Below are 13,768 nucleotides of genomic sequence, written 5' to 3'. Positions count from 1 at the left end.
GCGGCGGCGGGCCGGGATGCGTCCGGGCTACGGCCAGCGGACGAGGTCGACGGTGTCGTTGTTGGGCGGAGGCTCCTGGAGGGTCCGGTTGGCGGGCAGGGGGCGGGATACATCGTCGTCGACGTCGATGAGCACGGCGAGGTAGCCGGTCCGGTTCACCCAGGAGGAGACCTCATTGGCCGCGCTGGGGCCGTGGACGCCGCCGGGCATGGGCAGCTCGTACAGGTTGACGTTGTAGCCGGCGCCGACGGCGTAGGCGGGGCCGGAGAAGTTGTAGTCGCGGTACAGGCACAGGCTGGCGAACGGGCAGGGTTCACCGTCGTTCAGCCTGATCACGCCGGGCGGCAGCGGGGAGGCGGCGGCCTGGGCGGCGCTGAGCGGCAGCAGTGCGGCGGCCGCGGCCGCCGCCGCGAGCGTCACGCGTGCGAGCCTGGCGGGAAGGGCGGGGCTGGTGAACATCTGATCCTCCTGGATGCTCCCGGCGCCCGGCGGTCGCCGGGCGCCCACGGCCGGGGCATGGGCGCGCCGCGGCAGGCCGGCGCGTCGCCCCGGGGCTGCCGGGAACGCGTCCCGGCAGGTCCGAGAGCATAGTTACACGGCGGATATAGTTACTCACCGAGAGTTGTCGAACCTGTGGTGTGACGGCGCTTACACCGCTGCGGACCGTCATCGGCAGCAGGTGACCAGGGCGAACGCCCGAAACAACGTGCGGTGCCTCGGGTACGGCCATGAGCGGCCGGCGCGGCCGGCGCGTTCAGACCGGCCGTCCGAACTCCCGTACCAGCCGCCGCACCCCGCCCGCGCCGAAGGCGGCGATCATCCGGTCGGCCGGCGTCTCACGCCGCTCCAGCCGGTCCAGCAGCGGGAGCAGGTGGACCTCCTCGCCCGCGCCCCGTCCGCGCAGGCCGTCCTGGGCAAGTTCCAGCATCTCGCGGGCGGTGCCGAGCAGGCGCGGGTCGGCCGCCCCCAGGCCGTGCTCGCCCGCCGTCGCCCACAGTTCGCACCAGTACTCCCACGGGAAGCGCGCCAGCAGCGCCTCGGCGTCGTCGAGCCGCTCGACCAGGCCCATCGTCAGCGCGGCCGTCACGCCCTCCTCGCCGTGGGGGGCGACGCCGCAGGTGCGGTTCTCGACATAGCAGCCGACCGCGTGCCGCTCGAAGTAGTCGGCCATCCTCCCCTCGGTGAGGGCGGCGCGGACGCCGTCGAGGTCGGTGGCGGAGTCGAAGCGGTAGTGCAGCTTCGCCGCCGGCCAGCCGTACTGGTGGATGCGGTCGAGCATGTCGCGCTCCGGCGCGATCTCGACCAGGGTGCCGTCGATCCGCCTGGCCCGCACCGGGCGCGGTGACAGGATGAAGTCCTTGAACGACCTGTCGCCGACGACCTCGTAGCCGCCGCTCTTGAACTTCGTCAGGAAGTACAGGTGCGAGTCCCAGAAGTGCTCGATGTAGGAGCCGATGTGGGGGTAGGGCCGCGCCGGCATCCCGTTGGAGGTGTACAGCGCCTCCCTGACCGGCACCCGCGCGCACCGCTCCTGCCACACCCAGTTCCGCATCTCCTTCCACGGCTGCAGGGCGCCCCGGGCGACCGGCGAGCCGGCGGTCAGCGCGACGAAGATCCCCGCGAAGCCGCTCAGCACGTTCACCGCGCGGGCCGCCTCACCGGGACTCACGTCGACGGACGCCTGGTGGGAGGCGATCGGGACGAGCCAGTGGTGCAGCCGCCACCGGCGCGGCAGCAGCAGGTACCAGTCCTTCGGCGACTTGCGCGCCGGATCGAACCAGGTGCGCGGCTGGATCCCCGTGCTCAGCATCGTGTAGCCCATCGCGGCCAGCGGCTCCTGGAGCCCGCGCAGCACGCCGACGGCCGCGTCGACCGCCGCGCCGATCGTCTCCTGCGGAGCCAGCGCCACCTCGACGGTGCACACCCCGGTATCGGTGTTGACGACCTCCAGGAAGCCCGACTCCGTCCGGCACACCCCGGTGACGGCGCCCCTGAGCACCTCCGCCTCCAGTTGCCACGACGGATCGCGCGCCGCGAAGGAGTGCCACAGCCGCTCCGCCGCCGACCGCCCCATCCCCCTGCCGGTGGCGACCTCCACGACGGGAAACTCAAGCTCCAGTCCGACCCGCCGAAGAGGCGCGGCCATACGACCCCCTCCGCTACGCGGCCCCCGGCCGCACGGCGCTCTTCCGGAGCCTCACTGTAAGTGATCATTCGAGTGCCAGCGGAGAGCATGCGCCGGATCCGGGCGTGTCGCGCCCTGAGAGACGCGCCGCTCCGCCGCGCTCACCACGACAGCGCTGGTCGGACGCGGCGTGCCGAGGGACGCGTCCTCCCCGCCGAATGTCATGGCCCGGGCATACGCTCGCGTCGACACGAAAGGGCCGGACATGGTTATGACGACACACGTACTGGAAACTCCCGAGGCGGACATCGCCTACGACGTCCGCGGTCCGCTGCCGACCGCCGACGGACGTCCACCCCTGGTCATGATCGGCCAGCCCATGGACGCCAGCGGCTTCGCCGTACTCGCCTCGCACTTCCCCGACCGCACCGTCGTCACCTACGACCCGCGCGGCCTGGGCCGCAGCACCCGCAAGGACGGCCGCGTCGACAGCGATCCCGACGTCCAGGCCGGCGACGTCCACGCGCTCGTCCAGGCCCTCGGCGCCGGTCCGGTCGAACTGTTCGGCAGCAGCGGCGGCGCCGTCACCGCCCTCGCCCTGGTGACCGCCCACCCCGAGGACGTCGTCACCCTGGTGGCGCACGAACCGCCCATCCTCAGCGCCCTCCCCGACGCCCAGGCGGCCGAGCGCGCCAACGCCGCCGTCCGCGAGGCGTACTACGGCAAGGGCTGGGGCGCCGGCATGGCCGCCTTCATGGCCATGACCTCCTGGCAGGGCGAGTTCACCGACGACTACTTCGCCCAGCCCGCCCCGGACCCCGCCGCCTTCGGCATGCCCACCGACGACGACGGCTCCCGCGACGACCCCCTCCTGTCCGACCGCTCCCTGTCCGTCACCGCCTACCGCCCCGACGTCGAAGCCCTCAAGTCGGCGCCCACCCGGATCGTCATCGCCGTAGGCGAGGAGTCCGCCGCCGTCCTCACCGGCCGCACCGCCGTCGCCACCGCCGAACTCCTCGACCAGGAGGCGACCGTCTTCCCCAGCCACCACGGCGGCTTCCTCGGCGAAGAGTCCGGCTACGCCGGCCAACCCGAAGCCTTCGCCCGCAAACTCCGCGAGGTCCTCGACAAGGCCGTCTGACCGGGCCGTCCGCCCGATGCGGCGCCGCTGCCCCTGGCGCCCGGCAGGGCGGGGCGGACTCCTGACCCTCGTGCGGAGCCGTCGCACCGAGGCCGCGTCCCGGATCCACCGCCCCCGGCCGGACCGGAGTCTGGTCGGGGGGCATGTCGCGATATAGCGTTAGTCTGCTAGTCGCGCCGCTGCCCGCGTTGCGTGGAGAACGGTCGACAGGACCAGGACGGAAGCATGTCGGGAGAGATTTCGCCCACCGGGAAGGGCTCCGGCTCGTCGCCTGAGCTGCGGGCCTCGCACGCGGACCGCGACCGGGTGGTGGAGGTGCTGCGTATCGCGGCGGGGGACGGGCTGCTGACGGCGGAGGAGTTGGACGAGCGGCTGGAAGCCGCTCTTTCGGCGCGCACGCTGAGCGAGCTGGCCGTGCTCACCGCGGACCTGCCGCCGGTGTCGGCCGCGGCCGGGGCGACCGTGGCGGAGGTCAAGGACGTCGTCCGGATCGAACAGGTCCACAGCGGGCCGATCGAGCGGGTGGGGCGCTGGGTGGTGCCGCGCAGGCTGGAGTTGGCGCTGACGTACTGCGGGGTGACGCTCGACTTCACTCAGGCGGTGATCACGCATGACACCCTGCGGATCGACCTGGCCATGGAGGGGAAGACCCTGACGCTGGTCACGCGGCCGGGCATCGAGGTCGATACCGATGGCCTGCAGCTGGTGCACAGCAGCGTCAAGTACCGCCGGTCTCCGGCGGACTCTGGCACGCCGGTCCTGCTGCGAGTGGAGCTGGTCGGCCGGAAGGCCCACGGCCGCGTGGTGGTGCGGCCCCCGCGCCGGACGTTCGGGCAGTGGCTGCTGCGCAGGCCGGCGTCCCTTTCCGGCGCTTGACGCCGTCGTTGTGAGGTTCCGGCGGGGCGGTGGTCCGTGCCCGGGGACGAGTCCGCGCAGGCGATCCCCTGGCAGAGGGCGGCGGAGCCCGGTGAGCTGAGCCGTACCGGCCCGGGTCCGCCCGGCCGGTCGGACACCGACGGCCGGCGCGACCTGGTGGCTGCCGGAGTTCGAACCCGGTACGAGGCTCGACACCGTGCGGCGTACTCCGTGACGGCCCAGCGGCATGAGGAGACGATCGCCTTGTTCGACTACGACTCAGAACTCGCCCGCTACCACCGGCGGCTGCGGGCGGCCCTCGACGTCCGGCCCGGTGACCGTGTCCTCGACATCGGCTGCGGCACCGGGCAGACCACCCGGGACGCCGCCCGAGCCGCCACGCCGGGGACCGCGCTCGGCATCGACGTCTCGGGTCCGATGCTGGCGCGGGCCCGCCGGCAGGCCGAGACGGACGGGCTCCGCAATGTCGGCTTCGTGCAGGCCGACGCCCAGACCCATGCCTTCCCGCCGGAGCACTTCACGCTCGCCACCAGCCGGTTCGGCACGATGTTCTTCGCCGACCCCGGCGCCGCGTTCGCCAACATCGGGCGGGCCCTCCGTCCGGGCGCGCGCCTGGTGCAGCTGGTCTGGCAGGCCGCCGAGCACCAGGAGTGGCATATCGCGATCCAGGCGGCGCTCTCCCCCGGGCAGGCGCCACCGGCGCCGGCCGCAGCGGCCGTCGACCCCTTCACCCTGGCCGACCCCGACGTCGCGGCCGACCTGCTGGCGGCGGCGGGCTTCACGGCGGTGGACGTCGTCGACGTACACGAGCCCGTCTACTACGGCCCCGATGCCGACCGGGCACGTGCCGCCGTGCTCCAGCTGTGGATGGCGAAGGAATCGCTCGCCGATCTGGATCCCGCGTCCGCCGAGCACGTGGCCGAACGGCTGCACGCGACGCTCGACGCGCACGACACCGGCAAGGGGGTGTGGTTCGACTCCCGCGCCTGCTGGGACCCGGGGTACCGGTCGCCACGATGCGGCCCCGTTCACGACGGGGCGATAGGGTCCGCCGCCCCTCGCATGAGCCGGCCTACGGGCGTTCACCGGGAACTCGGGCCCGTGGCGGGCGCAATCGCCCCGCCCGCGGCGCGCTGCGCGCGGCGGGCCAGCACGGCGAAGGCATCCCGCAACTCATCCGGTCCGACAACCTCGATCTCGGTGTCGAAACGCGCCAGCGTCGCGGCGAGAGCGGCCCAGGACCAGGATCCCATGACCAGTCTGGTCCGGCCGGGGCCGGATTCCTCGGCGAGGCCGTCGGTGGCGAACGGCGCCACCTGCGCGACCGGAAGGCCGAGGATCACCTCGCCGCGGCAGGGCCAGGCGTCCGTGCTCTCGGAGCCCTTGAACCGGGCCGAGACGAAGGCGGCGACGTCGCCGCCCGGCACCTGCCGCGGGGTGAAGCGCGGCCCGTTGGGGACGCGTAGCGTCATCCGGTCGGCGCGGTGGATCCGCCACTCGGTGCGCTCGGGGTCCCAGCCGACGAGGTACCAGCGTCCGTTCCGGGCGACGAGGTGGTGGGGCTGCACCCGTCGCGGCGGACGCGGGCCAGCGTCATCCTGCTGGGTCGGCGACCGGTAGTCGAACCGCAGCTCCTCGGCGGATCGGATGGCGGCGCTCAGCGCGAGCAGGACGTCGGTGTCGGCCTGGGGGCCGCCCCGGCGCCCCGCCGCTTCGACCGTGGTGACCTCGAGGGCGTCGACGCGCCGCCGCAGGCGGGACGGCAGGACCTGGCGTAGCGTCGCCAGGGCCCGTGCGGCGGCCTCTTCGATGCCCGCTCCCGTCCCGACCGCGATCCGCAGGGCGACGGCGAGCGCGACCGCCTGCTCGTCGTCGAAGAGCAGGGGCGGCAGTTCGCTGCCCGCCTCGAGCCGGTAGCCGCCGTCGGGTCCCTTCACCGCCTGGACGGGGTAGCCGAGTTCGCGCAGGCGATCGACGTCGCGGCGCACCGTGCGCTCGCTGACGCCCAGCCGGTGGGCGAGCAGCCCACCGGGCCAGTCGCGGCGGACCTGCAGCAAGGACAGCAGCGAGAGCAGGCGACCGGAGGTCGCGGTCGAAGAAGCGATCGGCATGGTTTCCAGACTGCCACGAATAGCGGACGTTCTCTGGCCGGTACTGCTGCGACAGTCGTTCTCGTCGCCGGAAACCTCCGGCGGCGAGAACCGCTCGTGAAGGACCGGATCAACATGTCGGTAAACGCTGTCGCCCACCTGAACTTCCACGGTGAGGCCCGTGCGGCCCTGGAGTTCTACCAGTCGGTGTTCGGCGGCCAGGCCACCATCGCCACCTACGCCGACTTCGGCATGCCCGCCGAGGCGCCCGGGGCCGGCAGGGTGGTGTTCGGCCAGGTCGTCGCGGACAACGGCTTCCGGATCATGGCCTACGACGTCCCCGGCGAGGACGCGCCGCCCGCCAAGGCCGCGCCCAGCACCCGCCGCGAGAACGGCACCACCATCACCACGGAGCCCTTCTTCCTCTCCGTCCGCGGCGAGACCGTCGAGGAGGTCGGCGCGCTCTGGGAACGCCTGGCGGACGGCGCGACGGTCATCGAGGAGTTCGGTCCGGCCCAGTGGGCGCCCGCCTTCGGGATGCTGACCGATCGCTTCGGCACCACCTGGATCCTCGACGTCGCGGCCGAGTACGCCCCGTCCTGACGCCTCTCCACCCCGGGGTGCGGCCGGATCCGGCCGCTCCCCGCACCGCCGCCCCGCCGGGCACGAGCACCACGCAGGAGACACCCGTGCACATGCGCCCGCTCGACCGCACCGGCATCCAGGTCAGACGTGTCGCGATGGATGTTCCCCGAGCCCCTCGGCCAAGGAAGCCGGTCGTCTAGTGCCGCTGTCCGTCGAGAAGGTGCTCCAGGCGCGTGACGGCGGTCGCCGTGCCGTTCTCGGCGGTGATGCGTTCGGCGAGAGTGCGGGCGGCCGGGGTCAGGGCGGTCGCGTGCTGGATCACCGCGGCCAGGCGTTCGGCGGTGAGGCGGCCGGTCAGGGGTGGCGGGGCGGCGCCGGTGCGGTGCAGGCGGGCGGCCCAGAAGGGCTGGTCGGCCTGGAAGGGGCGGACGACCTGCGGGACGCCCGCGCGCAGGGCGGCGGCGGCCGTGCCGATGCCGCCGTGGTGCACGGCGACGGCGGTGCGCGGTAGCAGCCAGTCGTGTGGTGCTTCCTCGATGACGAGGACGTCGGTGTGCTCCCGGCCCGGCCGCAGCGCGCCCCAGCCGGTGGCCAGTACCGCGCGGCGGCCGGTGAGGCGGACGGCATCCAGCACGGTGGCGGCCAGCGTCTCGGGGTCGCCGCCGGTCGAGCTGCCGAAGCCGACGTACACGGGCGGCTCTCCCTCGTCCAGGAAGCGGGCGAGCCGCTCGGGTGGGGTCCAGCCGCTGCGGGCGGGCAGGGTCCAGAAGCCGATCGGGTGGGCGGCGGCGGGCCAGTCGGCGGGGCCGGGCAGCAGGTGCGGGCTCCAGGCGTGCAGGACGCCGCCCGCCGCGACCAGTTCGGCCACCGTCCGCGCGTCGCCCCGCAGGCCCAGCGCCTCGGCCCGCCAGGCGCGCACCGTGCTCCGGTAGGGCGACTCGATGGCCGAGGAGGTCCGCCAGCTGGCCCGGTTGAGCAGGCGCGGCAGCCGGAGCGGCAGGATCGGGGAGGGGAAGGCCGAAGTCGGCAGGTAGAGCGGCAGCAGCAGGCCGGCGACGGCCGGGACGCCCAGCCTCTCGGCGATGGACGGCCCGCCGAGCGACTTGGGGTGGTAGACCACCACGTCGGCCTGCCGCTCGGCGAGCACGGTCATGTCGTCGAGGAAGCGGCGCAGCATCGGCCGGACCGACCGGGCGGCGGTGATGGCGGCGCGCACGCCCTGGCCCTGGACGGAGTCCTGCAGGTCGAGCATGGCGTCGTCCAGCGGCGCGAACGCCACGCCGTGCCCGGCGGCGAGCGCTTCGAAGCGGCGCGGGGCGGCCAGCACCGGTTCGTGCCCGGCGGCCAGCAGTCCGACGGCCAGGGCGAGGTAGGGCTGGACGTCCCCGCGGCTGCCCGCGGTGATCAGCAGCGGTCTCATCGCTCACCCTTCAGCTCGTCCCACTCGTCCAGCAGGCGGGGGAAGCGGTCCATCATGAAGGCGTACATGTCGCGCATCAGTTCGAGCCGCCGACGGCGGCCCGGGTCGTCGCCGACCGCGCGCAAGCCCTGCTCGGCCAGCGCGCGGAAGCCGTCGAACTCGGCCATCTTGGCGCGGAAGGCGCGGGCGAAGACGTCCTCGGCCAGCCGGTAGCGGTCGCGCCGCACGCCCCGCACCCGGAACCGCTCGACCAGGCCCGCCTGTTCGAGCTGCCGCAGCGCGACGCTCATGCTGCTCTTGGCCACGCCCAGCGCCTCGGCCAGCTCGGGCGCGTCCGCGCCGTCGGCCTCGGCGGCCAGCAGCCACCCCATCACCCGGCCCGACGTGCGGCTCAGGCCCAGCCGCTCGTAGAACAGGCCGGCGTCCTCAACGAAGCGCTCGACACTCATGGCGTCAGTCTAGCGGATCGTTCGGAACGATCCGAACGAATCGAACAGCAGTGGTGCGGCTGCCGGGACCGCCGCGGCCCGACCGCGCCGCGGACCGCTCGGAAACCGGTGGTCAAGACCGGCGCAGGCGGGGCGGCCGCCAGCGCCAGGTGGGATTGCCGTCTGGAGCGATGCCTTTGCGCCACAGGGACGCCGGCATGAGCCGGATCATGGTGGTCAGCGCCCGGTGGGCGGCGCGGGAGGTGGTGCGGTGGCCGTCGGCGCGGGCGCCGCGTGCGGTCGCCTGGGTACGGGGGCGGCGTTCGGCGTCGTAGCGGCGCAGCGCGGCTTCGACGGTCGGTGCCTCGGCGAGCGCGGCGGCCAGGACGACGGCGTCTTCGAGGCTCTGGCCGGCGCCTTGGCCGCGGTCGGGGCTCATGGCGTGCGCGGCGTCGCCGAGCAGCGCCACCCGGCCGTTGACGTAGGTCGGCAGCGGGTCGAGATCGCGGATGTCGGTATGGATCACCGCGTCGTCGGCGGTGGCCTCGATCAGTGCCGGGATCGGCTCGTGCCAGCCCCGGGTGCGCCGGGCCGCCTCGGCCTTGCCGGATTCGTAGCGGACACCAGGCCGGTCGGCGGTGGTGACGTAGGCCCAGTAGGCGCGGCCGCGCGAGAGCGGGTGGATCAGGAAGTACCCGTCGCGGCCGAGCGTGACGCTGCCCGGCAGGCCCTCGATCGGAGCGACGCCCAGCCAGGCGGTGCGGCCGAGGAAGCGCGGCGCGGGCGCGTCCGGCCACAGCAGCCGCCGCGCGGTGCTGTTGATGCCGTCGGCCGCGACGACCAGGTCGGCGCCCAGTTCGCCGCCGGAGTGGCCGACGGCGGCCGACGCGCCGTCCTGCCGGACGGCGGTGACGGTCGTCGCGGTGCGGACCCAGCCGTCCGGGACCGCGTCCAGTAGCACTTTGTGCAGGTCGGCCCGGTGGAAGGCGAGGAGTGCGGGCGGGTCGCCGGGACGGGCGCGCTGCAGGTGGCGGCCGTCGGCGGTGCGCAGGTTGCCGGTGGCGCGGGTGGGCACGCCGACCCGCCGTGCCTGCTCGCCGACGCCGAGTTCGTCGAGGACGCGCAGCGCGTTGGGCGACTGGGACATGCCGGCGCCGATCTCGCCCGGCTCGCTCGCCCGCTCCAGGACGGTGGCGCGCCACCCGATCCGGTCCAGCGCCACGGCCGCGGCCAGGCCGCCGATGCCGGCGCCGATCACGATGGCGCGGCCGGTCATCGCTCCTCCTGCCCGATGGGCGGGGCGTCGTCGAACACCTTGGCCATCCAGGCGTAGGTGTCGTGCGCCTGGCGGACGCGTGCGGCCCGGTCGCTTTCGGGGCCGAGCAGGTCCAGGCCCTGGCGGGTGACGTCGAGGAAGGCGGCGATCCCGGCGATCTGCTTGCGCACCACCGCCTGCCAGGCGTCGTCGGCCATCCGGTAGTACATGGTGCGATCACCGGGCCGGGTGCGCCAGGTCAGGAAGCCCATGCCGGTCAGCAGCCGCAGGTTCATGGTCAAGGACGCGCGGCTGGCGCCGATGGCGGCGCTGAGCTGGGCGGCCGACTGCTCGGGAGGGTCGCAGACCATCAGCCGGCCCAGGATCCGCCCGGCGATCGGCGGCACACCGTCGCGCGCCAGGTACATGGCCACCTGCTCGGCCCACTCCCGCAGTCGCTCGTCGTCGGCCATGGCCCTCTTTCGTGAGTTTCAGTATGAACTGAACTCAGTGTATCGAACTGTGGTGAGCGGGGAAGCCCGGTCGGCCCGTGGCCTCGGCCGCGGAGAACGAGAAGGGCTTCCGGTCGTCCACCACGTGGCCGCCGGGCAGCGGTGGCGCGGCCGGCGTCCTGGTCCCGGCCGTGCCGTGGCCGCGGTCGACCCGGCGGCGCTGGACCTCAGAGCGGTTCGCGGGTCCGGCCGTGCAGGCGGGCGCGGGCCGCGAGGATGACCGAGGCCAGTGCCGCGGCGACGAGGGAGGCGGTGAGGACGCCGGCACGCGCGTCGGCCTGGGTCGCTTCGTCGGTGAAGGAGAGGTCGGCGATGAGGAGGGAGACGGTGAAGCCGATGCCGGCCAGTTGGGAGATGCCGGCGATGTCCCACCAGGTGAGGCTCGGGTCCAGGTGGGCGCGGGTGAGCCGGGTGGTCAGCCAGGCACCGCCGAGGATGCCGACGAGCTTGCCGATGACGAGGCCGGCGATGATACCCAGCGCGACGCGGTCGGTGACGACCTGGAGGCCGCCGGTGAAGGAGACTCCTGCGGCGAAGAACGCGAAGACGGGGAGGGCGATGCCGGCCGACACGGGCCGGAGCAGGCGTTCGAGCCGGTGGCTGGGGTCGGTGCTCTCGCCGCGATGCGCGCTGGTGCGCATGAGGAGTCCCATGGCGGCGCCCGCGATGGTGGCGTGCACACCGCTCTCGTGGGTGAGGATCCAGATGAGGGCGGCCAGCGGAAGGTAGACCAGCCAGTTGGGCACCCGGGAGGCGTTGAGGCGGGCGGCGAGGCCGCGTCCGCGCTGCAGGTAGCCGAAGACGGCGAGGGCGGCCAGCGCGCCGGCCAGTGCGAGAGGGGCGATGTCGTCGGTGTAGAAGACGGCGATCACCAGCACCGCGCCGAAGTCGTCGACGATGGCCAGCGTGAGCAGGAAGGTGCGCAGCGCAGGCGGCAGACCGCGTCCGACGATGGCCAGCACGGCGAGCGCGAACGCGATGTCGGTGGCCATCGGGATGCCCCACCCGCTCGACAGGCCCGGATCGCCGAAGGTGACCGCGGTGTAGACCAGCGCGGGTACGGCCATACCGCTCACCGCGGCGACGATGGGCACCAGCGCGCGGCGCGGATCGCGCAGCTCGCCCTTGGTGAACTCCTGCTTGAGTTCGTTGCCGACGATGAAGAAGAACACCGCGAGCAGCCCGTCGGCCGCCCAGGTCTCCAGCGACAGGTCCAGGTGGAGGGCGGCAGGGCCGATCGTGAGCTCGCGCAGTCCCGCATAGGAGTGGCGCCACGGTGAGTTGGCCCAGACGAGCGCGAGGGCCGCGGCGCCGATGAGCAGGAACCCGCCGACGGCGTCGTTGCGCAGCGCGTCGATGCCGCGCCGCAGGGACGGAGGAAGAACAGGGCGCACGAGAGCGACTCCGGGAATCGAGGATCGGCACAGTCATCGCCGACCAGACTTCCCGGCACACCTTCGTCCGACGATACCGGACGCTCCGCAGGCGACGGCGACCGCCTGAATCGGCTCTTCCGCACGGACGCGCGTGCGCCGGGGCGGCGGTCCGCCGCCCCGGCACGGTCAGGAGGTGATATCGCGGCGCCGCAGTGCGAGCAGTCCGACGGCGCACAGCGCCGCCGCGAGGAGGACGAGCGTGCCGAGCGTCGCCGGGTGGGGCGGTCCGTAGAACGGCAGGACGTGGGCGAAGGGGGAGAAGGCGAGGAAGAGCCACTGCGGCCAGCCCAGGTGCTGGCCGAACTCGACGGTGATCGCGATGATCAGCGCCGACCAGGCGACCACGGGGGCGCGTCGGCCGAAGGCGCCGAAGGCGGCGAAGGCGATGCCGATCATGACCCACTGCGCGGGGATGAGGCCGGCGGTGAGGGTGAGCATCCGCACGAGCTCGGCGGCGACCCGGCCGCTGCTCAGGCCGCTGCCGAGGCCGAAGCCGGCGCCGAGGGCGAGCTGCAGCCCGGCGGAGACGGCCGCCGCCACCAGCAGGTGCCCGGCGGCCCAGCGTGCCCGGGTGACGGGTGCGGCCAGCAGCGGCTCGGCGGTGCCGTCGGACTCCTCAGCGGGCAGTCGCAGCACCGTCATCAGCGCGTAGATGGCGATGGGGAAGCCCATGGCGAAGGCGATGTAGGCGAAGAAGGCGTCACCCGGGTCGGCCGCGCCCATGGCGTCGGCCCACTCGCGCATGCGCTCGCCGCCCGCGTACTGCTCCATGGCGCCGGAGCCCCCGTACCCGGTCGGCAGCGCGATGGCGAAGGCGCCGGCCAGCCAGGCCAGCGCCATCGGCCGGTTGAGCCGCCAGGCGAGCGCGACCGGGCCGCGCAAGCGCGCGGGTGCCGACGCTCTGCCGAGCCGCGGCGGCACCAGGCCGCTGCCGAGGTCGCGCCGCTCCGACAGGCGGTAGGCGAGCCCCACCGCTCCGATGACCAGGACAAGGACGGGCAGCAGCGCCCACCAGCGCTCGTCGGCGAACGGGCGTACCCGCTGCAGCCAGCCATTGGGCACCAGCCAGCCGATCCAGTGGATGCCCGAACCGCCGAGATCGGATACACCGCGCACGAAGTGCAGGGCGAAGAAGACGGTGAAGGCGCCGATACCGGCGGTGCGGGCGTGCCGGCCGAGCTGGACGGCGACGGCCGCCAGCGCGGCCGCGACCCCGACGGCTCCGGCGCACACCAGACCGAAGGCCGACGATCCGGCGGCGGGCAGGCCCAGCGCGACCAGCGTGACGGCGGACAGCACTCCCAGCAGCGCGCCCGCCCCCAGCACCACGGCCAGCGCGGCGGTGAGGACGGCGTGCCGCCCGCACACGGCCGAGCGCAGCAGTTCGGCGCGGCCGGCCTCCTCGTCGGCCCGGGTATGGCGCACCGTGAAGGCGATCGCGCCCAGCGCCGCGACGATGGTCGCTCCGCCGAAGGTCTCCTGCGCGAAGAGGGCGGCGGCGGTGTCGCCGTAGGCGGGGCCCTGGAAGAGCCGGAACATCGGTACCTCGACCATGACCTCGGCATAGCGGGCGGCCCGCGCCTGGGCGGTCGGGTAGGTGGCGTCCAGGGTCGCGGCCCGGCCGACGACCACGCCCCAGGCCAGCAGCAGCCAGGCGCCGAGCCACAGCCCGTCGCGGCGCAGGATGAGCCGGATGAGCGTGCCGGTGCCGGTGACGGGAGTCGAGCGGGGGCCGCGTCGCGGCGTGCCTGATGCGGAGGAAGCCGTCACGGTGCCGTCACCTGCTGCGTATCGGACGAGCTGCCGTAGTGGCGCATGAATAGTTGTTCGAGGGTGGGTGGTTGGGCGGTGATGGTGGTGATGCCGTGGGTGGTGAGGGTGGTGAGGATGGTGTTGAGGT

The 13,768-nt window shown here is 73.8% G+C and carries 12 protein-coding genes and 1 pseudogene; 4 read left to right on the top strand and 9 right to left on the bottom strand.

What is annotated here, in order from left to right:
* Positions 1–27: 27 nt before the first annotated feature.
* Together CLV72_RS16990 and CLV72_RS16985 are read right to left on the bottom strand one after the other, a co-directional pair.
* The gene (locus CLV72_RS16990; RefSeq protein ID WP_106247171.1) at positions 28–459 is read right to left on the bottom strand and encodes a peptidase inhibitor family I36 protein; all 432 of its coding nucleotides are present in this window, start codon (positions 457–459) and stop codon (positions 28–30) included.
* 295 nt (positions 460–754) lie between these two features.
* Positions 755–2,146 (bottom strand): glutamate-cysteine ligase family protein, encoded by a 1,392-nt coding sequence (locus CLV72_RS16985; RefSeq protein WP_106247169.1) that lies wholly within the window; start codon positions 2,144–2,146, stop codon positions 755–757.
* 250 nt (positions 2,147–2,396) lie between these two features.
* Between CLV72_RS16985 and CLV72_RS33665 the strand changes: the two genes are divergently transcribed.
* From CLV72_RS33665 to CLV72_RS33315, 3 genes and pseudogenes are all read left to right on the top strand, one after another.
* The gene (locus CLV72_RS33665; RefSeq protein WP_106247167.1) at positions 2,397–3,266 is read left to right on the top strand and encodes an alpha/beta fold hydrolase; all 870 of its coding nucleotides are present in this window, start codon (positions 2,397–2,399) and stop codon (positions 3,264–3,266) included.
* Positions 3,267–3,491: 225 nt separating this feature from the next.
* Positions 3,492–4,142 (top strand): DUF1707 SHOCT-like domain-containing protein, encoded by a 651-nt coding sequence (locus CLV72_RS16975; RefSeq protein ID WP_106247164.1) that lies wholly within the window; start codon positions 3,492–3,494, stop codon positions 4,140–4,142.
* Positions 4,143–4,178: 36 nt separating this feature from the next.
* Positions 4,179–4,736: pseudogene (locus CLV72_RS33315) on the top strand (class I SAM-dependent methyltransferase); the annotation flags it as partial.
* Between the two features lie 488 nt (positions 4,737–5,224).
* On the opposite strand, the gene CLV72_RS16965 reads toward CLV72_RS33315, so the two are convergent.
* Positions 5,225–6,253, bottom strand: coding sequence for a helix-turn-helix transcriptional regulator (locus CLV72_RS16965; RefSeq protein WP_106247161.1), 1,029 nt, complete (start codon positions 6,251–6,253; stop codon positions 5,225–5,227).
* A gap of 114 nt (positions 6,254–6,367) precedes the next feature.
* Here CLV72_RS16965 and CLV72_RS16960 point away from each other — a divergent pair, with 114 nt between their 5' ends.
* Positions 6,368–6,835 carry a VOC family protein gene (locus CLV72_RS16960; RefSeq protein ID WP_106248350.1) on the top strand — a complete coding sequence of 156 codons (468 nt, stop codon included), beginning with the start codon at positions 6,368–6,370 and terminating at the stop codon, positions 6,833–6,835.
* Between the two features lie 178 nt (positions 6,836–7,013).
* On the opposite strand, the gene CLV72_RS16955 is transcribed toward CLV72_RS16960, so the two are convergent.
* The 6 genes from CLV72_RS16955 to CLV72_RS16930 form a co-directional block, all read right to left on the bottom strand.
* A complete protein-coding gene (locus tag CLV72_RS16955; protein WP_106247159.1) occupies positions 7,014–8,237 on the bottom strand; it encodes a glycosyltransferase in 1,224 nt (407 codons plus the stop codon).
* Positions 8,234–8,686 (bottom strand): GbsR/MarR family transcriptional regulator, encoded by a 453-nt coding sequence (locus CLV72_RS16950; RefSeq protein WP_106247157.1) that lies wholly within the window; start codon positions 8,684–8,686, stop codon positions 8,234–8,236. The genes CLV72_RS16955 and CLV72_RS16950 overlap by 4 nt, the downstream gene beginning before the upstream one ends.
* Before the next feature lie 112 nt (positions 8,687–8,798).
* Positions 8,799–9,941 (bottom strand): FAD-dependent monooxygenase, encoded by a 1,143-nt coding sequence (locus tag CLV72_RS16945; RefSeq protein ID WP_106247155.1) that lies wholly within the window; start codon positions 9,939–9,941, stop codon positions 8,799–8,801.
* Complete coding sequence (locus CLV72_RS16940) at positions 9,938–10,393, bottom strand: GbsR/MarR family transcriptional regulator (RefSeq protein ID WP_106247152.1); 456 nt, start codon at positions 10,391–10,393, stop codon at positions 9,938–9,940. Before CLV72_RS16940 ends, CLV72_RS16945 begins: the two co-directional genes overlap by 4 nt.
* Positions 10,394–10,599: 206 nt before the next feature.
* On the bottom strand, positions 10,600–11,826 hold the full coding sequence (gene nhaA / locus CLV72_RS16935) for a Na+/H+ antiporter NhaA (RefSeq protein WP_211302915.1): 1,227 nt from the start codon (positions 11,824–11,826) through the stop codon (positions 10,600–10,602).
* A gap of 168 nt (positions 11,827–11,994) precedes the next feature.
* Positions 11,995–13,638, bottom strand: coding sequence for an ABC transporter permease (locus tag CLV72_RS16930; RefSeq protein ID WP_106247147.1), 1,644 nt, complete (start codon positions 13,636–13,638; stop codon positions 11,995–11,997).
* Positions 13,639–13,768 lie beyond the last annotated feature (130 nt).

It is taken from the genome of Allonocardiopsis opalescens, from assembly GCF_003002095.1.
Taxonomy (GTDB): domain Bacteria; phylum Actinomycetota; class Actinomycetes; order Streptosporangiales; family Streptosporangiaceae; genus Allonocardiopsis; species Allonocardiopsis opalescens.
This window is presented reverse-complemented; position numbering and strand designations above follow the sequence as displayed.

Coding starts and splice junctions, on each gene's coding strand:
- CLV72_RS16975 (WP_106247164.1), top strand. CDS start 3,492: ATGTCGGGAGAGATTTCGCCCACCGGGAAGGGCTCCGGCTCGTCGCCT.
- CLV72_RS16960 (WP_106248350.1), top strand. CDS start 6,368: ATGTCGGTAAACGCTGTCGCCCACCTGAACTTCCACGGTGAGGCCCGT.
- CLV72_RS16940 (WP_106247152.1), bottom strand. CDS start 10,393: ATGGCCGACGACGAGCGACTGCGGGAGTGGGCCGAGCAGGTGGCCATG.
- CLV72_RS16945 (WP_106247155.1), bottom strand. CDS start 9,941: ATGACCGGCCGCGCCATCGTGATCGGCGCCGGCATCGGCGGCCTGGCC.
- CLV72_RS16950 (WP_106247157.1), bottom strand. CDS start 8,686: ATGAGTGTCGAGCGCTTCGTTGAGGACGCCGGCCTGTTCTACGAGCGG.
- CLV72_RS16955 (WP_106247159.1), bottom strand. CDS start 8,237: ATGAGACCGCTGCTGATCACCGCGGGCAGCCGCGGGGACGTCCAGCCC.
- CLV72_RS16990 (WP_106247171.1), bottom strand. CDS start 459: ATGTTCACCAGCCCCGCCCTTCCCGCCAGGCTCGCACGCGTGACGCTC.
- CLV72_RS16985 (WP_106247169.1), bottom strand. CDS start 2,146: ATGGCCGCGCCTCTTCGGCGGGTCGGACTGGAGCTTGAGTTTCCCGTC.
- CLV72_RS16965 (WP_106247161.1), bottom strand. CDS start 6,253: ATGCCGATCGCTTCTTCGACCGCGACCTCCGGTCGCCTGCTCTCGCTG.
- CLV72_RS33665 (WP_106247167.1), top strand. CDS start 2,397: ATGACGACACACGTACTGGAAACTCCCGAGGCGGACATCGCCTACGAC.